General features: G+C 63.8%; 24 protein-coding genes and 1 tRNA gene (1 of these 25 cut by a window edge). 17 read left to right on the forward strand and 8 right to left on the reverse strand.

Features of this window, described 5'->3' with window-relative positions:
• Window positions 1–86, forward strand: the end of a protein-coding gene (locus tag QTL98_RS19495; protein ID WP_445680121.1) for an alpha/beta hydrolase. It extends 685 nt beyond the left edge of the window; 86 of the gene's 771 nt are visible here — the last part of the coding sequence; the start codon falls outside the window, past its left edge; it ends in the stop codon at window positions 84–86.
• A 42-nt stretch (window positions 87–128) separates the two neighbouring features.
• Here QTL98_RS19495 and leuD read toward each other — a convergent pair whose 3' ends face one another.
• Both leuD and QTL98_RS19505 read right to left on the reverse strand, forming a co-directional pair.
• Entirely contained in the window at window positions 129–758 is a 630-nt protein-coding gene (gene leuD, locus QTL98_RS19500; RefSeq protein WP_445680122.1) for a 3-isopropylmalate dehydratase small subunit, read from the reverse strand.
• Window positions 759–878: 120 nt separating this feature from the next.
• Window positions 879–1370, reverse strand: coding sequence for an RDD family protein (locus QTL98_RS19505; protein WP_445680123.1), 492 nt, complete (start codon window positions 1368–1370; stop codon window positions 879–881).
• A gap of 87 nt (window positions 1371–1457) precedes the next feature.
• Between QTL98_RS19505 and QTL98_RS19510 the strand changes: the two genes are divergently transcribed.
• The 3 genes from QTL98_RS19510 (at window position 1458) to QTL98_RS19520 (ending at window position 2962) form a co-directional block, all read left to right on the forward strand.
• Complete coding sequence (locus tag QTL98_RS19510; RefSeq protein ID WP_445680124.1) at window positions 1458–1982, forward strand: YbaK/EbsC family protein; 525 nt, start codon at window positions 1458–1460, stop codon at window positions 1980–1982.
• Between the two features lie 53 nt (window positions 1983–2035).
• The gene (locus tag QTL98_RS19515) at window positions 2036–2374 is read left to right on the forward strand and encodes a DMT family transporter (RefSeq protein ID WP_445680125.1); all 339 of its coding nucleotides are present in this window, start codon (window positions 2036–2038) and stop codon (window positions 2372–2374) included.
• 180 nt (window positions 2375–2554) lie between these two features.
• A complete protein-coding gene (locus QTL98_RS19520) occupies window positions 2555–2962 on the forward strand; it encodes a hypothetical protein (protein ID WP_445680126.1) in 408 nt (135 codons plus the stop codon).
• Window positions 2963–3001: 39 nt separating this feature from the next.
• Here QTL98_RS19520 and QTL98_RS19525 read toward each other — a convergent pair whose 3' ends face one another.
• The 3 genes from QTL98_RS19525 to QTL98_RS19535 form a co-directional block, all read right to left on the reverse strand.
• Window positions 3002–3337 (reverse strand): hypothetical protein, encoded by a 336-nt coding sequence (locus tag QTL98_RS19525; protein WP_445680127.1) that lies wholly within the window; start codon window positions 3335–3337, stop codon window positions 3002–3004.
• Between the two features lie 165 nt (window positions 3338–3502).
• Entirely contained in the window at window positions 3503–3808 is a 306-nt protein-coding gene (locus tag QTL98_RS19530) for an alkylphosphonate utilization protein (protein WP_445680128.1), read from the reverse strand.
• Between the two features lie 158 nt (window positions 3809–3966).
• Window positions 3967–4056: transfer RNA gene (locus QTL98_RS19535), tRNA-Ser, on the reverse strand.
• 344 nt (window positions 4057–4400) lie between these two features.
• On the opposite strand from QTL98_RS19535, the gene leuB reads away from it, so the two are divergent.
• From leuB to cysE, 5 genes are all read left to right on the forward strand, one after another.
• The gene (leuB, locus tag QTL98_RS19540; RefSeq protein ID WP_445680129.1) at window positions 4401–5510 is read left to right on the forward strand and encodes a 3-isopropylmalate dehydrogenase; all 1110 of its coding nucleotides are present in this window, start codon (window positions 4401–4403) and stop codon (window positions 5508–5510) included.
• 186 nt (window positions 5511–5696) lie between these two features.
• Window positions 5697–6428, forward strand: coding sequence for a transporter substrate-binding domain-containing protein (locus QTL98_RS19545; protein ID WP_445680130.1), 732 nt, complete (start codon window positions 5697–5699; stop codon window positions 6426–6428).
• 118 nt (window positions 6429–6546) lie between these two features.
• Window positions 6547–7305: a substrate-binding periplasmic protein gene (locus tag QTL98_RS19550; protein WP_445680131.1), complete on the forward strand. Its 759-nt coding sequence runs from the start codon at window positions 6547–6549 to the stop codon at window positions 7303–7305.
• Window positions 7306–7449: 144 nt separating this feature from the next.
• Window positions 7450–8259: a transporter substrate-binding domain-containing protein gene (locus tag QTL98_RS19555; RefSeq protein WP_445680132.1), complete on the forward strand. Its 810-nt coding sequence runs from the start codon at window positions 7450–7452 to the stop codon at window positions 8257–8259.
• Between the two features lie 96 nt (window positions 8260–8355).
• A complete protein-coding gene (gene cysE / locus QTL98_RS19560; RefSeq protein ID WP_445680133.1) occupies window positions 8356–9180 on the forward strand; it encodes a serine O-acetyltransferase in 825 nt (274 codons plus the stop codon).
• Window positions 9181–9202: 22 nt separating this feature from the next.
• Here cysE and QTL98_RS19565 read toward each other — a convergent pair whose 3' ends face one another.
• Window positions 9203–9517 carry a hypothetical protein gene (locus QTL98_RS19565; protein WP_445680134.1) on the reverse strand — a complete coding sequence of 105 codons (315 nt, stop codon included), beginning with the start codon at window positions 9515–9517 and terminating at the stop codon, window positions 9203–9205.
• A gap of 22 nt (window positions 9518–9539) precedes the next feature.
• Window positions 9540–9932, reverse strand: a complete 393-nt coding sequence (gene apaG / locus QTL98_RS19570) for a Co2+/Mg2+ efflux facilitator ApaG/CorD (protein WP_445680135.1) — start codon at window positions 9930–9932, stop codon at window positions 9540–9542.
• A 220-nt stretch (window positions 9933–10152) separates the two neighbouring features.
• Between apaG and QTL98_RS19575 the strand changes: the two genes are divergently transcribed.
• The 6 genes from QTL98_RS19575 to QTL98_RS19595 all read left to right on the forward strand — a co-directional run bounded on the left by QTL98_RS19575 (window position 10153) and on the right by QTL98_RS19595 (window position 15551).
• Complete coding sequence (locus QTL98_RS19575; RefSeq protein ID WP_445680136.1) at window positions 10153–11058, forward strand: LysR family transcriptional regulator; 906 nt, start codon at window positions 10153–10155, stop codon at window positions 11056–11058.
• A gap of 99 nt (window positions 11059–11157) precedes the next feature.
• Window positions 11158–11994, forward strand: a complete 837-nt coding sequence (locus tag QTL98_RS19580) for a substrate-binding periplasmic protein (RefSeq protein ID WP_445680137.1) — start codon at window positions 11158–11160, stop codon at window positions 11992–11994.
• Window positions 11995–12000: 6 nt separating this feature from the next.
• On the forward strand, window positions 12001–12720 hold the full coding sequence (locus QTL98_RS23455) for an amino acid ABC transporter permease (protein WP_510637505.1): 720 nt from the start codon (window positions 12001–12003) through the stop codon (window positions 12718–12720).
• Window positions 12720–13478: an amino acid ABC transporter ATP-binding protein gene (locus QTL98_RS23460; RefSeq protein WP_510637595.1), complete on the forward strand. Its 759-nt coding sequence runs from the start codon at window positions 12720–12722 to the stop codon at window positions 13476–13478. The genes QTL98_RS23455 and QTL98_RS23460 overlap by 1 nt, the downstream gene beginning before the upstream one ends.
• A 3-nt stretch (window positions 13479–13481) precedes the next feature.
• On the forward strand, window positions 13482–14825 hold the full coding sequence (locus tag QTL98_RS19590) for a lyase family protein (protein WP_445680138.1): 1344 nt from the start codon (window positions 13482–13484) through the stop codon (window positions 14823–14825).
• Between the two features lie 21 nt (window positions 14826–14846).
• Window positions 14847–15551 carry an SGNH/GDSL hydrolase family protein gene (locus tag QTL98_RS19595; protein WP_445680139.1) on the forward strand — a complete coding sequence of 235 codons (705 nt, stop codon included), beginning with the start codon at window positions 14847–14849 and terminating at the stop codon, window positions 15549–15551.
• Between the two features lie 143 nt (window positions 15552–15694).
• Here the strand turns inward: QTL98_RS19595 and QTL98_RS19600 are convergent, their stop codons facing one another.
• Window positions 15695–16546, reverse strand: a complete 852-nt coding sequence (locus tag QTL98_RS19600) for an OmpA family protein (protein WP_445680140.1) — start codon at window positions 16544–16546, stop codon at window positions 15695–15697.
• A gap of 950 nt (window positions 16547–17496) precedes the next feature.
• On the opposite strand from QTL98_RS19600, the gene QTL98_RS19605 reads away from it, so the two are divergent.
• The gene (locus QTL98_RS19605) at window positions 17497–18321 is read left to right on the forward strand and encodes a transporter substrate-binding domain-containing protein (RefSeq protein ID WP_445680141.1); all 825 of its coding nucleotides are present in this window, start codon (window positions 17497–17499) and stop codon (window positions 18319–18321) included.
• A 160-nt stretch (window positions 18322–18481) separates the two neighbouring features.
• Window positions 18482–19123 carry an amino acid ABC transporter permease gene (locus QTL98_RS19610; protein ID WP_445680142.1) on the forward strand — a complete coding sequence of 214 codons (642 nt, stop codon included), beginning with the start codon at window positions 18482–18484 and terminating at the stop codon, window positions 19121–19123.
• The last annotated feature ends 1 nt before the right edge of the window (window position 19124 follow it).

Raw genomic sequence — 19124 nt, forward strand, 5'->3', positions numbered from 1 at the left:
GTGGCGACCACCGCCTGTCCCGCCCGCAGGACCTTGCCCTGCTGACCGGCACCATCAGCGAGCTCATGCAAAAGGCGGCGGGTTGAGCCCGCCGCCTTCCGGATACTCTTAAAAACCCCTGTCCCGGGTCAGGCAGCGGCGGAGGTGCCGGCCTTGAGCCACGGGGCGTTCTGGCCGCGGGCGGTCTCAAAACCATCGATATCGCCGGCATGCTGCAGGGTAAGGCCCACCTGGTCGAGGCCGTTCAGCAGGCGGTGCTTGAGGAACGGATCGATCTCGAAAGCGAGTGTGCCGCCATCCGGGCCCTGGATGGTCTGCTTCTCAAGGTCGACGGTCAGCGTGGCATTGGCGCCGCGGCCGGCATCGTCCAGCAGCTTCTCCACATCGGCCTGCGACACACGGATCGGCAGGATGCCGTTGTTGAAGCAGTTATTATAGAAGATGTCGGCAAAGCTCGGCGCGATGACGCAGCGGATGCCGAAATCCATCAGCGCCCACGGGGCATGCTCACGGCTGGAGCCGCAGCCGAAATTGTCGCCGGCCACCAGAATGCTGGCCTTGCGGTAGGCCGGGCGGTTCAGCACGAAATCCTCGATCTCGGTGCCGTCGGCGGTGTAGCGCATCTCGTCGAACAGATGCTTGCCGAGACCGGTGCGCTTGATGGTCTTCAGGAACTGCTTGGGGATGATCATGTCGGTGTCGATGTTGATCATCGGCAGCGGCGCGGCAACGCCGGTAAGGATCGTAAACTTTTCCATCTGCCCTTATGGCTCCTTGAACTCGTGCACCGGCGCCTGCGGCACCTTTATTTCAAAAAGGCCGGGATTGCGGCCCGCAATTCATATGGAGAGTGGGTCTAGACCGAGCGGACGGCAAGGTCAATCGGCGCTGACGGCCTCTACCCGGCCCCGCAGCACCCGCGTGCCGGCAGCGCTGTCGTAGAGCGCGCGTTTTTCACGCGACAACAGCACGGTGACGAATCCGACGATGAGGAACTGGCCAAGCGTGATCTTGGCGACATAACGCGCCGTCGCGCGGGCAAAGCTGATGCGCTGGCCATTATTGTCCGTCACCAGCAAGCGCAGCATCACCTTGCCGGCGGTTGCCTGCAGCACCGAACTTTCCAGAAGCGCGGCATAAAGCCAGCCCATCACGAAGACGAGCGCGAAGCCACCCGGCGTGAGCACCGGAAAAAACACCGGCTCCCCGCCATCCATGCCCACCGGTACCCCGTCCATCAGCGCAATGCCGGTGAACTGGGAGACGATTCCCACCAGCGCACTGATCGCCAGATTGTCGATGATGAAGGCGGCGGCCCGAAGCAGGAACCCGGCCGGCGCCCCGCTTCCACTATAAGAACTTACCTGCATGGGGCGGTGCCCAACTCCCGGTTTACGGCTTTTGCGCGCGAGATTAAGCATGTGGGGACTGATGACCGCAAGGAGAAGAGCCACACCATGCCGGCCTCGCCCTCTTCCGCGCCCGACACTGCCAGTATGCCCTCTCCGGCCGCTCCCGCCCGCAGCATCGACCGGGTGACAGGGGCCCTCACTGCCGCCGGCATCGAACCCCGGCTCAAGGAATATCCGGCCTCCACCCGCACGGCCGAAGATGCGGCAAGCGCTATCGGCTGCACCGTCGGCCAGATCATCAAATCGCTGATCTTCAAGGCTTCGGATACCGCTCGGCCCGTGCTGGCGCTGGTGAGCGGCGATAACCGGGTGGATGTGGAGAAGCTGGCCGCTGCGCTTGGCGAGACCATTGAGCGCGCCGATGCCCGCTGGGTGCGCGATGTCAGCGGCTTTGCCATCGGCGGCGTCTCCCCCGTCGGCCACCTCACCCCGCCCGTTACCTTCATCGACGCCGATCTGGAGAGGAAGGGTGAGCTGTGGGCTGCCGCCGGCAATCCCAACAGTGTCTTCGCCATCAGCTTTGACGATCTGCGCCGCGTAACCGGCGGCCGTGTGGTTGCCCTCGCCTGACCCTTCTCGTCCTGCCTTTCTTCAGCCCCTTCGCCCGAAAGACACCCCGCCCGATGCCGACGCTCACCTATCTGTGGCTCTTCCTTGCCATCTGCTCGGAGGTTGTGGCGACCACCTGCCTGCGCCTGTCGGAGGGATTCACCCGGCCGCTGCCGTCAGTCATCACCGTCATAGGCTACGGGGTTTCCTTCTATCTGCTGTCGCTGACGCTGCGCTTCATCCCGGTGGGCGTGGTCTACGCCATCTGGTCAGGCACCGGCATCGTGCTCATCGCCCTTATCGGCTGGGTGTTCCTGAAGCAGGCGCTGGACCTGCCGGCGCTTGCCGGCATGGGGCTCATCCTGGCGGGCGTGCTGGTCATCAATCTCTTCTCCCGCACGGTCGGGCACTGACGGCGGCCAGCCAGGCCAACCCCGCCTCCTTTATTATGAATACTCCCGCAGGCTGCCGGTGCTATTTTGCTGCGGCCTGAGCAGCGGGAGATCGCCCGCTTCTTCCGGCCGTCGACAACAAACCGGCCTTGCGCGAGCTGTCCGCGACCGGGCCGCACACCATAGCGTTGGGGGCTCGATATGAAGGCATCTTCGACCGCATTTCCGCTCGCCGTTCTTTGCGGCATCGCCGGCATGGCATGGGGCATCGCCATGTCGATGTCGCAGGATCATTCCACCCTGCCGGCGCACGCCCATCTCAACCTGCTCGGCTGGGTGTCGCTGTTCCTTATGGGGGTGTTCTACCGGCTTCATCCGGTGGCCGATCGCAGCCGGCTGGCACTGGTTCAGGTGATCGTCTGGTTCGTCGCCTCTGTCCTGCTCGCCATCGGCGTCGGCCTTATTTATTCCGGCAACATGGCCGGAGAACCGATTGCCGCCATCACCTCGCTTTTCCTGATCGCTGACATGCTGCTGTTCGGCTGGATTGTGTTGAAAAACGGGCGCGCCGGTGCCGGTAGCGCCGCAATGCCTCACCCGGCCGAATAGGAGACAGAGGAGGGGCGATACCGCCCCCTCCTTCGCACTTCAGCTCCTTGCGCCCAGCGGAAAGAGCATCAGCACCATGGCTATAACGCCAAGGCCGACACCGGCCAGCTGCGGATTGCTGAGCTTTTCGCCGAAGAGCAGGAACGCGATGATGTTGATGATGACGAGCTGGGCGATGGCCGAGACGGAGATGGCAAGGCCAAGCCCGCCTTCGCGCATCAGCCGCACCATCATCAGATTGCCGCCGCAATAAAGAACAAGCGACAAGGCCAGCAGCAGCATGTTGCTGCTGGCGATGTAGGCGCGCGATGCCGTCGCCGCACTGAGGAACACCACCATCGCGCCGGCGAGCCAGAGAAGGAAAGCGGAGCTCATATCGTCGGCCTTTTCATCGCATTGCGTTTCCACAGCATATGCGCCGGCCGATCGTCGCCGTGAAGCGGGCAAAATTGCTGCCGGGATCGCCCGAAGCAGAAGATCGTTGCCGTATCCCGCAAAGCACACCTCACCGGCAGAGGCGGGGGGCGACAGCGGGCCGGATCAGCCCTTCTTCACAAACTCGGCCCGCAGCACCAGACCCTTGATGGTGTCGTGCCGGCAGTCGATCTCCTGCTCATCGCCGGTAAGGCGGATGGAGCGGATGACCGTGCCACGTTTCAGCACCTGGTTGGCGCCCTTGACCTTCAGATCCTTGATCAGGGTCACGCTGTCGCCATCGGCCAGCAGGTTCCCCACGCTGTCGCGCACCTCGACCGCTCCGGCCGTTGCAGCACCCGCGGCAACCTCGCTCGCCGGTTTCCATTCGCCGGTGGCTTCGTCGTAGATAAAGTCTTCGTCGTTTGACATGGTCAAAAGGCCCTTTGTTGCCACGCACCGGCAGCCGGCACAGGCAACCGGCGCTTGGGGGGCCGCTCCATCGGAAAGCCGAGGGGCAGATACGACAAAGCCGCCCTGAAGGGCGGCTTTTTCAGTCCCCTTACCCGGCGAGAAGCCCAGGGTAAGGATGGCGGAGAGAGCGGGATTCGAACCCGCGATACGTTTTCACGTATACACACTTTCCAGGCGTGCGCCTTCAACCACTCGGCCACCTCTCCGCGGCGGCAATCCATATCCCTGCGGGGCAGGGGCAGGACGGCTTCGGGCGCACAACCTAGTCATAGAACCGCGCCTGTCAAGCGGGAGTTTGGCGGAACGTCGCAGCGCCTTGCGCCCGCATCGCCAAAGTTGCGCATCCGGGAATGCTTCTTGCCACAAACGGGCGATCCACGCACTTTCCGGAAAGTTTTCTGGACGCAAATGGCAAGAGGGCCTAAAGCCCAAAGCCACGGATCACCGGGTGGCCGGAGTGGTGCGCGGGCGCTTGCCGCATGCAAATGGCGGGCGGACGTGCTAAAGCCCATCCACCCTTTTCATGTTGCTGGTTATTTGAGGATAGCGGATGACCGCGAAGACGCTTTTGGTCCTGCCGGGCGACGGCATCGGCCCCGAGGTTATGGCGCAGGTGCGTCGCGTTGTGGAATGGCTGGCCCGCCGCCGTAATGTGACTTTCGACTGGCGTGAAGGCCTTGCCGGTGGCGCCGCCATCGATGCGCATGGCGTGCCGGTGAGCGACGAGACGATGGCCGATGCCCTTGCCGCCGATGCGGTGATGCTGGGCGCGGTCGGTGGCCCCAAGTGGGACGGCGTTGCCTATGAAAAGCGCCCGGAAGCCGGCCTGCTGCGTTTGCGCAAGGAACTAGGCCTGTTTGCCAACCTGCGTCCGGCCGTGGTGTTCGACGCGCTGGTCGATGCTTCCACGCTCAAGCCCGAGGTCGTGAAGGGCCTCGATATCATGATCGTGCGCGAGCTGACCGGCGGCGTCTATTTCGGCGAGCCGCGCGGCATCCATGAGCTGCCGGAAGGCGGCTTCAAGGCCGTGAACACCCAGGCCTACAGCTCCTACGAGATCGAGCGCGTCGGCCGCGTGGCCTTTGAACTTGCGCGCAAGCGCAAGGGCAAGGTGCATTCCTGCGAAAAGGCCAATGTCATGGAAACCGGCGTGCTGTGGCGCCGGGAGATGACGGCCCTGCACAAGGCCAGCTACTCCGACGTGACGCTCGAGCATATGTATGCCGACAACTGCGCCATGCAGCTGCTGCGTAACCCGCACCAGTTCGACGTGATCGTCACCGATAACCTCTTCGGCGACATCCTCTCCGACGAGGCGGCGATGCTCACCGGCTCGCTCGGCATGCTGCCCTCCGCCTCGCTCGGGGCGGCGGATGCCGACGGCAAGCGCAAGGCCATGTATGAGCCGGTGCACGGCTCCGCGCCGGACATCGCCGGCAAGGACATTGCCAACCCCTGCGCCACGCTGCTGAGCTTTGCCATGTGCCTGCGCTACAGCTTCGACATGATGGCGGAAGCCGACCTGATCGAAACCGCCGTGCAGAACGTGCTGGCCGGTGGCCTGCGCACTGCCGACATCATGTCCAAGGGCATGGCCAAGGTTTCCACCACGGTCATGGGCGACAGCATCGTGCGCGAGCTCGACAAGCTTACCGGCTGATCGCTTCGCCCTTGCCGGACAGACACGAACGGGCCCGCCATCAGGCGGGCCCGTTTCGTTTTCGCCGGTATGCAAACCAATCTTAACCTTACTTGACGCGGGGCGCCGGGGGCGCAGGACTACACTCAAAGGTGTTGCGATGATTGTGTTGGCCGGCACCGGCGCCGGCCTGCCCGGAGGACGCAAGTGCTGCCTCTTCGCCTGCCCCTTGTCCTTGTCCTTGCCCTTTCCCTGGCCGCCACGGCGCTTCTGGCCGCTTCCGCCGCCACGGCGGCCCCGTGCTACATCCTCGCCCGCTGGCAGGAGCTGGTCGAAAATGACTGGCGCGCCCGGGGCATAGAAAAGGTCATGGTGCAGTCAGGCCTCTGCATCAAGGAGGTCAAGGTGCCGGCCGCCCGGGCGCGGGTGATGGTGCAGCAGGGCCTTGTCGATATCGACATGTGGCGGCCAGAGCCCGAGCTCAATGAAATGACGAATGTGCTGGCCGTGCCGACCGGGCTTCCCGGATTCGGCGTCGCCCTCGTGGTGCGCAAGGATCTGCCAATCGAGGTGCGCGGCCTCAACGACATGCTGCCCTATACGCTGATCACGGCCCTTGCCTACAAGATGGCCGACACGATTCCCTATATCCAGCGCTACCATCTCGAGCACTTCTCCACGATGGAGCAGGGCTTCAGCATGCTGCTGATGCGCCGGGCGGACGGATTGCTGATGGATCGCGGGCTCTATCGCTCGATGGTGCGTAACCACGAGATCGACCCGGCGGAATTTCGCCCCCCGCTGATGGTCATGCCCACCCCGACGCATGTCGTGGTGCATGCCTCGCGGCCGGAACTGGTCCCCGTTCTGGATCTCGCCGTGAGAAAGGCCCTGGCAGAAGGCGCCTTTGCCACCGACGACAGCGATCCTCCAAGTTGAACAAGCCGGTACCAACACTGCTTGCCCCTGGGCGGAAGAGGGATCATACGCATATGTGAGTAGGCAGCAGAACGACCCTGACCGGGTATGGCCTGCCAGGCGGCTGGAGTAACGGGCGATGCGGCGTACCGGCGAGAGGCGGGCTTCCGGCAAAAGATCGGCAGTGCGTGCCGCAACCTTCACAATCCTCGCCCTGCTTTGCCTGCCCGCGCGGGCGGGCTGCCTCAAGGTTGCGCACTGGATCGGCACCACCGGCCTGGACTGGATGCTGCCGCCCATTGCCGAAGCCTACAAACGGGCCGGCCTGTGCGTGGAATGGGTGCCACTGCCGCTGGCGCGAGCCTACGAAGCCGTCCAGAGCGGCCAGATCGACGCCGACATGCTGCGCACCGACCCGGTCATCGCCGACATGCATGACGTCGTGGTGGTCCCGGCCCCGTTACCGGGTTTCGACATCGTGCTGATGCTGGGACCCGGTTTTACCGGCACCGTCACCTCCCTCGCTGACCTGCGCAGCCTCAAGCTCGTGGCATTACTCGGTCACCGGTCAGTGGACGAGCTGCCCGGCAGGAGCGGGTTTTCCATCCAGCGCGTTCCCGACATTTCGCAGGCGATCCAGATGGTGCAGCAGGGCCATGCCGACGGCATGCTGACCGATGCCAACACCTACTGGCGGCTGGATAGAACGGCCGGCCTCGACATCGAAAACCGCCCTGTGCCGGCGACCTTGATGAGAATGGAGGCCCATATCGTGCTGAACGCCCGCCATCGCGATCTGGTGAAGAGCATCGACGCCGCCATGCGCAGTGTCATCGCCGATGGCTGGCTTGATCTGCCGCACGGTAACCGTGTCGGCGATCCCCTGCCCGGCGAATAGGGGGCCCTCATGCCGGTGAGGCGGGAAAGGCGAGCGCCTTCCATACCAAGCTTAACAATATCGGCAGAGCGAAGCGCCGGCGTCCCGGCCAAGATAGTTCCGTGGCCGGTCGCAGAATCCGGCCCGCAGCCGGGAGGCTTGCCGTTGCCCCATCCCCTCACCCGCAAGCTACGCCAGCCGGCAGCAGCGCTTCTTCTGCTTGGCGCTCTTGTCGCGAGTTTTCCGGCCTCCGCAATGGCTGACGCAGCGGCGGAAACCGTACCCGGCTGCGTCAAGGCTGCCCACTGGACGGACTTTCCCGCTGCCAGCGCCATCCGCCGGGCAGCTGACGACATCATGGCGCGCGCAGGCCTGTGCGTGGACTGGCGGGAGGTCCCGGCCCCCCGCGCCCTGCAAATGGTCGAGAACGGTGAAATCGATGTCGATTTTTTCCGCCAGCCCACAGCCTATGCCGGCTTCAGCCATATCATCGCCATTCACCTGCCGACACCGGGGCTCAACCTGGTCCTGCTAGCAGCGCCCCACATCACCGCACCCTTCAGTTCTCTGGCGAACTTTCCCGGCAAACGTTTCGCCGTACAGCGCACCTACAGCGCCCTTTCCAGCCAGGTTTCCCTGAGCGGCCTCACCGTTACCGGGGTGGACACGCTCGCCCAGGGCGAAGCCATGCTGCGCCATGGCCGGGCCGACGGCTTTTTTGTCGCCAGCGCTGCCTATGTCGAAATGAAACGCCTTGGCATGCTGGACGGGGCCGATTATCGCTCACCCATCGTGATCGCCGAGATGAACGAGAACATTCTTGTGCATGACAGCCGGCCCGATCTGGTCGAGCCGCTGCGCAAGGCGGGCATTGCCTTTATCGAAGCCGGCGCACTCGGCCTGTTACCCGGCTTGAAACCAGCGACAAAAGAAGGCACGGCAATCGCCACCCCCGGGGAACAGCCCGGAGGTTAACTCCCTCACGGACGGATGCCGGGCAGGGCGGTTACTCTCTGTTGCGGTCATGCTGACGGGCTTGCCGCCTTCCTGCCGATAAACAACGAGAAACAAATGGCCGAAGCCTCCCGCAAGCTGAACATTGCCCGTATCCCCGACCAGGCGCAGCCCGGTTCGCTGTGGGAGACGGCGCGCCGTGAAGCGGAAAACCTCGCCGCGCGCGAGCCGGTGCTGCGCTCTGTTCTGGACGCGCAGGTAATCCGCCCCACGGACGGCAAGGCCATCCTGGCGCACGTACTGGCGGCCCGTCTTGCGGTGGCTGGCGCGGATGCGCAGGCGCTTTTTGAACTGATCGAAGGTGTGCTGGCCGAAGAGAAGGCCATTCTGCCCGCAGTCGAAGCCGATCTCGGCGCAGTCCGGGCCCGCGATCCCGCCTGCGCCACCCTTCTGCACGCCTTGCTCAACCTCAAGGGTTTCCAGGGGCTCCAGACGTATCGCATCGCCCACGCGCTCTGGCACCAGGGCCGCAGCGAACTGGCGCTCTGGCTCTCCAACCTCGCTTCACTGGTATTCGGGCCCGATATCCATCCGGCCGCCCGCATCGGCCGGGCCATCATGCTCGACCACGGCTCCGGCATCGTCATCGGTGAAACGGCCGTGGTGGAAGATGACGTCTCCATCCTGCAAAACGTCACCCTCGGCGGTACCGGCAAGGAGTGCGGCGACCGGCACCCCAAGATCCGCCGCGGCGTGATGATCGGCGCCGGTGCCAAGGTCCTCGGCAACATCGAGGTTGGCGCCTTCAGCAAAATTGCCGCCGGCAGCGTGGTGCTGAAGCCGGTGCCTGCCCATTGCACGGCGGCCGGCGTTCCGGCCACCGTAGTGCGCATTCACCGGGCGGATGAAATCCCGGCGCAGAGCATGGAGCAGCAGATCTGAGGAAACGGGTGGGCCGCAGGCACTAATAGCGCAGCGATTTGGCGATCATCAGCTTGTAGACCTGACGCACGTAATCAGCCGGATTGAGCCGGCCGTAGGGCATGTCCTCGACCGCCTTTTCCACCGCCCGGTCAGAGAGTTTCTGCGGCACGAGGTGAAAACCCTTGCGCCGGAGCACCTGCATAACCTTGGTGGCCTGCTCGGTATAATCCTCGCGAAACCAGGAATTGTCGGCCGAGCGGATGGCATCGGCCACCAGGTTTTCGATATGCGCATCATAGGCAGAGCGCATTGCGCCCGGCACCGACGTCCCGCCTGGAGCGTCGAAACCACTCATCTGGCCTCTCCCGCCCGCGGCTTCAGTTCAGCACCCGCCGCCCGTAGGGGCTATCGAGCGAGAAGGCCGGGATATCAACATCGAAGCGGTCGCCCTCGCCGGTCACCATCTGATAGGTGCCGACCATGATGCCGGAGGGGGTGTCGAGCGGCGTGCCGGAGGCATATTCGAAGCTCTCGCCCGGCCCCAGCACCGGCTGCTCGCCGACCACACCTTCCCCGCGCACTTCACGGGTCATGCCGTGGGCATCGGTAATGCGCCAATGGCGGGTTTCCAGCTGCACCGTTTCGGCACCCTGGTTTTCGATGCGCACCTTGTAGGCCCAGACATAACGCTCTTCATCCGGGGCCGACTGATCGGCCAGGAACATGGGTTCGACATCGACACGAATGGCGCGGGTAACGGCGGAATACATGGAAATCCGGTAGCCAATGGGATAATGCCGCCAGCATGGACCTGCCTTTTGCAGCAGGCAAGCGGGCAGAGCCCGTCGCAGCAGGAGGGTTATTGGCCGAGGTGGATGGATCTGCCCGTTTCATTGACGAAACGGCCGTTCCGGTGCCTTTAAAAGGCACGGACATCAGAAGGCGCCCGGCTGTGGCTGAACGGCGCCCCTCTCGGGAGATCGCACCGGCATGCCTATCGAGCTGAGGCACTGGCACGCTTTCGTCGCTGCAGCAGAAACACAGCATTTCGGCCGTGCCGCCGAGCAGCTTGGCATCAGCCAGCCAGCCCTCAGCCAACTGGTGCAGGCGCTGGAAGGTCATCTGGGCTCAGCCCTGTTCGACCGGTCGCGCCGGCGCGTCGAGCTGAGCGAAACCGGAACCGTGGTCCTGCCCGAAGCGCAGGCGATCCTGGCCCAGGCACGGCGCGCAGAGCAGATGGGTTCGGCCATTGGCCGGCAGAGCAGCCGGACGCTGACGGCAGGGTACGTCGGCTCGGCGGCGCTTCACCCGGCCTTCAGCCATCTGGTGCAGGCGATGGCAAAGGTGCGGCCGGCCATTTCCCTGCATCTCGACCAGCGCCCCGCCGTCGATCAGGTGCGCCAGCTCAGCGAACATGTGCTTGATTTTGGTCTCGCGCGTTCGCCACTCCCCGGCCTCGGGCCGGAGATCGCCAGCCTCGTGCTGGCGCGGGAGCGCATGGTGCTGGCGGTTGCCAGCCCCCGCCGGGGCGCGGAGATGGCCCCGTGCAGCCTTGCCGACTTTGCCGACAGGCCCTTCATCCAGTATCTGCGGCAGGCAAGCGGCGGTCTGCGCGCGCTTACCCACAATGCCTGCCTCACGGCAGGCTTCGAACCGAAGGTCGGCCAGACCGTTCCCCAGATCGCCACCATGCTGTTCCTGGTCGAAGCCGGCATGGGCGTTGCGCTGGTACCCGAGACAGCAAACCGGCTTGGCGTGCCGGGCGTCGCCTTCTGCCCCCTTGCCGAGGACATCACCACCGAGCTGGTACTGCTCTATCGCCGCAGCGATACAGCCCCGGCCCTGCGGGCGCTGCTGCAGGAGTGCCGCAAACTCTCTGATAAGTATGGCTTATGATAATTGGTTGAAATTTGAATTGGTCATCAAGACCAACGGGCTATGACGAAAGGAGCACGCGGCTTCACCGCAGCAGAAAAGAAATTACGGGAGAGAGACATGCCGAGCATTCTGAAAGGCCGCAGCCGCGGCCTCGCCATCCTGTCCTGCCTTGTGGCCGGCGCCCTCAGCGCTCCGCAGGTCGCCCGGGCCGACAGCGCCCTGCAGACCGTGGTGCCCAAGACGCTGACCGTCGCCTATCGCACCGATGACAAGCCGGTCTCCTTCATCGAGGACGGCAAGCCGGCCGGCTACATCGTCGAATTCATGCAGGATATCGGCAAGGAGCTGGGCCTTGAGGTCAGCTTCGTTTCCACCAACTTCGAAAGCATGGTTCCGGCGGTCAAGAACCAGCAGTACGACACCGCCGCTTTCGGCGTTCTGGTGACCGACGAACGCAAGGCGATGGTCGATTTCACCAAGCCTGTCGGATACGGCGAAGCCCGCCTCGTCAGCCGCAAGGACGCTGCGATCGAGAAGGTTCAGCAGGCCGGCGGCAAGACTGTCGCCATCACCCGTGGCAGCGCACTGATCCCGCTTATCAACGGCCTTGCCCCGGATGTCAGTGTCCGCGAATTCCCGAACGTTACCGCCAGCCTCAATGCCCTGATGGCCGGTCAGGTTGATGGCCTTTTCACCGGCCTTGCCACGGCGGACAAGCTGATCCACCAGCACGAAGAACTTGCCGGCTCCCAGATGGTGACCAGCGGCATCGCCGCCTTCCCGGTTTCCAAGGATAACCCGCAGCTTCTTGCCGCCGTCGACGGCGCCATCACCAAGCTGATGAAGGATGGCACCTATACGAAGCTGTGGACCAAGTGGAACCCGCCGTCGGTCGAAATTCCCGACGACATGTACACCGAATATCCCGGCATGCCGCACCCCGAGAAGAAGTAAGCATCAATGTCCATCGGCCTTGAGCGGATCCAGGAAACCTTCTTCGATCCCGTTATCCTCTGGCATTCGCTCGAGACGCTTGTTGTCATCGGCCTGCCGAACACCATCCTCCTGTCGGTGCTTGCCTCCCTCATCGGGATGGCATTCGGCCTCCTGATCGCAACCGGGCTGATGGCCTCTACCGTGTTCGTGCGGTTTCCTTGCCGTGTCTATGTCGACATCCTGCGCGGGCTGCCGCACATCCTTACCATCTACCTGATCGGCCAGGGTTTGCCGCTTGCCGGTCTCTCCATCTTCGGCCGCGACACCTACTCCTATGCCGCGCTCGCCATCGGCCTGATCGAGGGCGCCTACATGGCCGAGATCTTTCGTGCCGGCCTGCAAAGCGTCGAGCGGGGCCAGATCGAGGCGGCGCGCACCCTCGGCATGAGCAGCGCCCAGGCCTTCTTCTACATCATGCTGCCCCAGGGCGTGCGCCGGGTGCTGCCACCGCTGACCGGCCAGTTCATCCTGGTCATCAAGGGTACCTCGCTGGTGTTCCTGCTCGGCCTCACGGTCAGCCAGCGCGAAATCTTCTCGATTGCACAAGATACCGCGATCAACAGCGCCAACCTGTCGCCACTGACCGCCGCCGGCCTTCTTTATCTCGCCCTGACGGTCCCCATGACCTATGGCGTGAATGCCTGGGAACGGCGGATGCGCATGGGATCGAGGAGCGCCCGATGATGACTGCACAGGCAATGACACCTCGGAAGGACGCCGGCATCCGCTTCGACGCCGTCGGCAAGTTCTTCGGCACGCACAAGGTGCTCGACGGCATCACGCTTGACGTGCCGAAGGCGATGACTACCTGCCTGATCGGCCCGTCCGGATCGGGAAAATCAACCCTGCTGCGCTGTGCCAACCTGCTGGAGCGCCCGCAGGAAGGCGCCATCTTCGTCGATGGAACCGAGATCACCGACAGCAAGGTCGATCTCGACAAGCTGCGCACCAGAATCGGCATGGTGTTCCAGCACTTCAATCTCTTCAGCCATCTGAGCGTGATGGACAATGTCACGCTGGCGCTGCGCAAGGTGCATGGCATGAAGCGGGACGAGGCCGAGGCTGTTGCGTTCAGGGAGCTTGAGGCCGTCGGGCTCAAGGGTTTCGAGCGCCGGCGCCCCTCTGCCCTCTCCGGCGGGCAGCAGCAACGTGTCGCCATTGCCCGGGCGCTCGCCATGAAGCCGGAAGTCATGCTGTTCGACGAGGCAACCTCCGCGCTCGATCCGGAACTGGTAAAAGGCATTCTCGAGGTGATGCGCGACCTTGCCCGCTCCGGCATCACCATGCTGGTCGTCACCCACGAAATGCGTTTTGCCCGCGAGGTCGCCGGCCAGGTCGTGTTCATGGATCAGGGCAAGATTGTCGAGCAGGGCTCGCCGGACCGCATGTTCGATGCCCCCGAAAGCCCGCGCCTGCGCTATTTCCTCGATCAGGTGCTTTGACCCATGTCCGCAACCGACATCACCCGAACCGCCGCGGACGTGGCGGCCCTGTTTTCGCGGCGATCGATCTGGGAAGCCTGGCTGGAGGTTGAGGCGACCCTGGCGGAAACCCAGGCCGAACTCGGCATGATCCCGGCAGATGCCGCGACGGAGATCCGGCGCAAGGCGAGCTTCCAGGTCCTGGATGAAACTGCCCTTGCGGAAGACATCGCCCGCACCCGCGCTCCGGTCGTCTCGCTCGTGCGTGCCCTTTCCGCCGCGTGCGGGGGCGATGCCGGCGGTTACGTTCACTGGGGCGCAACGACCCAGAATGTAATGCAGACAGCACTTGCCCTGCTGATGCAACGCGCGCATGCGGCGATCATGGCACGGTTTGACGACGTCCTTCTGACCTGCGCCAGCCTTGCCGAAGCGCACGCGGCAACCGTTACCGTTGCCCGCACCAACATGCGGCAGGCACTGCCCATTACCTTCGGCTTCAAGATTGCCGGCTGGATCGAGGAATGGCTGCGCCACCGCGACCGATTGGCTGCGGCAGCGCCGCGTGTGTTCTGCGCACAATGGGGCGGCGCCGTTGGCGCAATGCACACGGCCGGCGCGCTGGGGCCGGAGCTCAACCGCCGCCTCGCCGCCCGGCTCGGCCTTGGTCATTTCACCGTCCCCTCCCGCGCCGCGCTGGATGGCACGGCGGAGTATGTCCTGCTGCTCGGTCTTGTCAGCGCGACCTGCACCAGGATTGCCCGCGATCTCTACATGATGATGGCGGACGAGTTCTCCGAGGCTGCCGAAACCCTTGGTGAGGAGGTGGTGGGCTCAAGCACCATGCCGCACAAGGTCAATCCGAAGAATGTCGTGCGGGTGCTCTCCCTGGCCGCCCGGCTGCGCGCTCAGGTGCCGCTGGCGCTGGAAGCGATGCAGCCGACCTTTGAAGGCGACGGAGCCAACAACCAGATGATCTCCGCGCTCGCCGAACAGGCCTGCCCGCTCGCCCATGATCTGCTGGCCGAACTTGCCGCCTTCCTGGACGGGTTGAAGCTGGACCCGGCACGGATGGAACGCAATCTGGGTCCGGCCGGGGAGTTTCTGGCGTCCGAAAATGTGATGATGGCGCTCGCCCCCTTCATCGGCCGTACCCGGGCGCATGATGTCGTTCATCATGCCATCGCGCACCGGCAGCCGGATGGCGGCGGCCTTGCTGATATGCTGCTCGCCTCGGGCGCCTTGCCGCCGGAGATGTCGGAAGAAGCCCTGCGTACCGCGTCCGATCCCCGGCACTATCTCGGGCTCAGCGAGACGCTGGCGATGGATATGGTTGCCCGGGCCCGCAGCGTCGCCGGTGCGCCCTGACTGCCGCAGCAGGTAGATGACATGACCGCCTCCGGCCCGCGTGCACCTCTGGCAGGCACGGCGAAGTCCGTCGCGCTCTATGGCAATTCCTATACCCACTACAATAACAGCATCAGCACCCGTCTGCGCGACCTCGCCGCCGGCCTGTTGCCGGACGGGGCAGCCGGATACCGGTATCGCAGCCTGACCATCTCGGGCGGCCTGCTGGGCTGGCACGAGGCCAATCTGGCGCTTCAAAGCCGGCTGGTCCCCTGGGACGTTGCCGTTTTTCAGGGCAACTCCACCGAGCCGGTCGATGAAAAGCCGGAAAGCCGGGAGTATTTCACAGAGTCTGCCGGGCGAATGGCCGCAGCAGCGCAGCAAGCCGGCACGCAGGTTCTCTACTTCATGACCTGGGCACCGAAGGACGCTCCCGACCAGACCGTCCGGCTTGCCGAAGCCTATCTGGAAATTGCCGGCAAAACCGGTGGCACGGTCGCACCGGTCGGCCTTGCCTTTGCGCGGGCACAGCAAGCAGCTGTCGCTCCCGATCTCTATTTTGTCGATGGCAAGCACCCTTCCCTTGCGGGTACCTACCTTGCCGCCTGCGTCTTCTTTGCCGTGCTTTATAATCGCTCGCCGCTTGGCGGCGCGCCGGCGACCGGCAGCGACATGACCCCGGCGGATGCCGCAACCCTGCAGCAGATCGCCTGGCAAACGGTATGCGATTTCAGGACCGGATCCTGACCTCTCGTCCCGGTGAAGAGCTTATGACCAGAAAGAAAAAGGCCCGTGGCAGATGCCACGGGCCTTTTTCCTGTCTTGATCTTCCTGCCGGGGCGGACGGCGTTACCGCCGAGCGCCCTCAGGCAGGATTACCGTTGCCGAAATCAGGGGATAACGATTTCGACACGACGGTTGGACATGTTGCGCTCGCCGTCGGGGGTCTGAACCAGCGGCTCGCTTTCACCCTTCCAGCTCTCGTTGATGGTGCTGGCCGGCACACCGCGCTTCTGCAGGGCGGCGGACACAGTATCGGCACGCTTCTCGGACAGCTTCATGTTGTAGGCGTCGGTACCGGAACGGTCGGCGTGACCGGTCACGTCAACGGTGGACGGGTGACGCTGGCCATAGGCTTCCATCGCACGATCAAGGAACTGTGACGCGCCTTCCGGCAGGTTGTACTTGTCGAATTCAAAGAAAATCAGGACGCGGGCCGGAGCCGGCGGCTCGGCGGCGACGGGCTTCGGAGCCTCGACCTTCAGGTCCTTCATGGCGAGATCGAACTTGCCCTTACAGGCAGCGATATCGTCCTTCTGGAAGTTCTCTTCCTGCTGCTCGATCCAGCAGTCATACATTGCCTGGGCACGGGCGGCCTTGGCCGGCATGGAAGCGCGGGCGCCGCCATCCAGGGCCTTGGTCAGCGTGTCATGGGCGGTGGTCAGCTCACCGACATGATCGGCAGTCAGGTTACGCTCGGAAACCGGCTGCGGCAGCGGAGTCTTGCCGGCAGCGGCAGAGAGGCCCTTCTGCGCGAAGTAGATCGAATCGGTGTAGTCCATCATCTTGTAGCCTTCGAACTCGGCGAGGCCCTGATATTCATCGGCCAGGGCGTTGTCGAAGGCAGAACCGGAACGCGGCGCCTGCTGCAGATCCTTGATCGTGCTGTCATAGGTGGCACCGGCGCAGCCCGCCAGCGCAAACGCGCCCACGAGGCCGAGGGACAGGAAGCGAAGCGTCATGAACCTTACTCCTTGGCTTTTCTGTGTTTTTTGAAAGCCCCGACCCTTTTTGGGGGTCAGAGGCCAGGCTGGCACCCGGCATAACTTGGGAAACGGAAGAAATCGCAGAACTGCGACGGAAGGTGTTTAGAAATCTCGAACTCAATCGTGGCGGGCTTATGTCCCTGATGGGACATACAGGCGGCTGCCACGGCCTGTTTTCGAAACTGTCCAGGCCACATTCTTCATGGCCGCTCCCCTAAGTTGCCCGTTTAACGTGCCTGGACTGCCTCTTCTGGCGGCAGGCTCCGATGAAAAATGGGAAATGTCCAGCGACACCCATTCATCTCCGGTTAAGTAGTGTAAAGGTGTGGCACGGCGACGACGCCACCTGAGCCACCCGTTAAACTGCACATCAGCAGCACAACCTGACTCAACATCAAAAGGTTCCCGGTCTTTTGAATGCACCGGCATGTCTTTTTGACGCCCGGCTCCCCTTTGGCTTTTTAAAAGCCGGGCGGAAAGCGCAAGGGGCGGCCATTTGCCATCTTATCCAGGAGCCCGCGCACAAAGCGGCAGCCGTGCCGGCAATCCCTCTGCACGCCGCGGATCGCCTGTTGCACGCTTCTTGCTAAGATCGCGCCCTGGCCGCCAGACGGGCCGCTCTGCCGCACCGCAAAACCGGCATTGACAGGCCGGGGTAAAGCCAGCGAGCATTATGTATAGGCAAATCGGCTTTGCGCTCCGGCTGACATAAAATGTTAGGAGCGCAATCTGGCGGGCCTCAAAACACCGGGATCGGGCAAACTGCCCGCCGGAAGCAAAAAGGCGGCAGGGTCAACCTGCCGCTGACAGAACAGAGGTTTCTTGGGTCTAACCCGCCGGCACCCACCTCCGCCGCACCCGTTACGCATCGGGTCCGCCAGGGCAAGGGAACAGGCCGGCACCGGATGCTAACTTGGGAGACGGCAATGCGTTCTATCAGGATTCTCGGTGGCATGGTTGGCGCTGCCCTCGCGATGGCGACGGCCTTCAGCGCTCATGCCGATGATGTGCTAGCCAAGGTCAAGGCCGCGGGCGTGCTTTCTGTCGGCACGGAAACGGCCTTCGCGCCGTTCGACTTTATCGATGCCGGCGAGCATGTCGGCCTCAATGTCGATCTCTTCGCCGAGATCGGCAAGGAACTGGGCGTCAAGATCGAGTGGGTCACCCTGCCGTGGGACGGCGTGCTGCCCGGCCTTGAATCCGGCAAGTTCGACATGGTTGCCGGCCCGGCCACCATCACCAAGGCACGTATGGAGCGTTATCGCTTCACCTCGCCGATTGCCGAAGCGACCGTGGCCCTGCTGGCCCGCAAGGACGCCGGCCTGACCAAGCCGGAAGATATCGCCGGCAAGGCCGTCGGCTCAGGCAAGGCCACCGCCCAGCTCGCCCAGCTGCAGGACTATGCCAAGACGCTGCCGACCGCGCCGACCGTGCGTGAGTATGTGAGCTTCAACGACGGTTATGCCGACATGGCCGCCGGCCGTATCGTCGCCGTCGCCAACTCGCTGCCCAACATCGCCTATGTCGCCAGCCAGCGCAGCGACATGTTCGAGGTTATCAAGCCGCCGTTCGGCAAACCCTCCTACTTCGGCTTCATCGGCCGCCCCGACGCGGACAGCACCAGCCTGATGGATGCCATCGACGCCGCCCTTCTCAAGATGAAGGCCGATGGTCGCATGGCCACCCTGCAGAAGAAGTGGTTCGGTGACACCTTCAACACCCCGGACAAGGTGACCGACCCGTCCTTCTGATCATCAGCTGCCCGTTCGGGCAACGCTGAGCAGAAAAAACAAAATGGCCCGGAGGCGGCAGCCCTGCCGCTTCCGGGTTCTTCCCGCCCAACTCCCCGCGCCGCCTTGCCTTCCCGGAGAAGGATAAGGTGGACCGCCCCCAGGATATGAAAAGCCGGAGATGAGCTGGAAACTCTTCATGCTTCTGGTCAAGGCGTCGGGTCTGACGCTGGTGATCAGCGGCGTCTCCATCCTGATCGGCCTTGCCCTCGGTTTTGTCATCTGCGCCGGCCTGCTGTCAGGTACGCGCGGGCTCAACCGGGCCGCCGAACTGTTTGTCAGCTTCTTTCGCGGCGTACCGCTGCTGGTCCAGCTGCTGCTGATCTATCACCTGATGCCGGCGCTTGGCATCAATGTCTCCAGCACCACGGCGGCCATTGTCGGCCTCTCGCTCTGCACGGCAGCCTATCAGGCGGAAAATCTGCGCGCTGGCTTCGGCGCTGTACCGCGTGGCCTGCTGGAAGCAGCCGACATGTGCGGCTTCAGCCATTTCCAGACCTTCCGCCGTATCCGCGCACCCATCGCCCTGCGCCTGACGCTGCCCGCCATCATCAATGAAGCGGTGCTGCTGTTGAAGGCGTCCTCGCTGGTCTCCGTGGTCGGCATCGTCGAGCTGACGCGCATGGCGCAGGATCTGGCCTCCAGCACCTACCGGCCGATTCCCATCTTCGCCTCGGCGGGTCTTCTCTACTTCATCATCTGCGCCATCGTCGCCGGTATCGGCGCGCTTTACGAGCGCCGCCAGAAATGGGCACGGAGGTAAC

It is taken from the genome of Radicibacter daui, from assembly GCA_030657355.1.
GTDB lineage: Bacteria > Pseudomonadota > Alphaproteobacteria > Radicibacterales > Radicibacteraceae > Radicibacter > Radicibacter daui.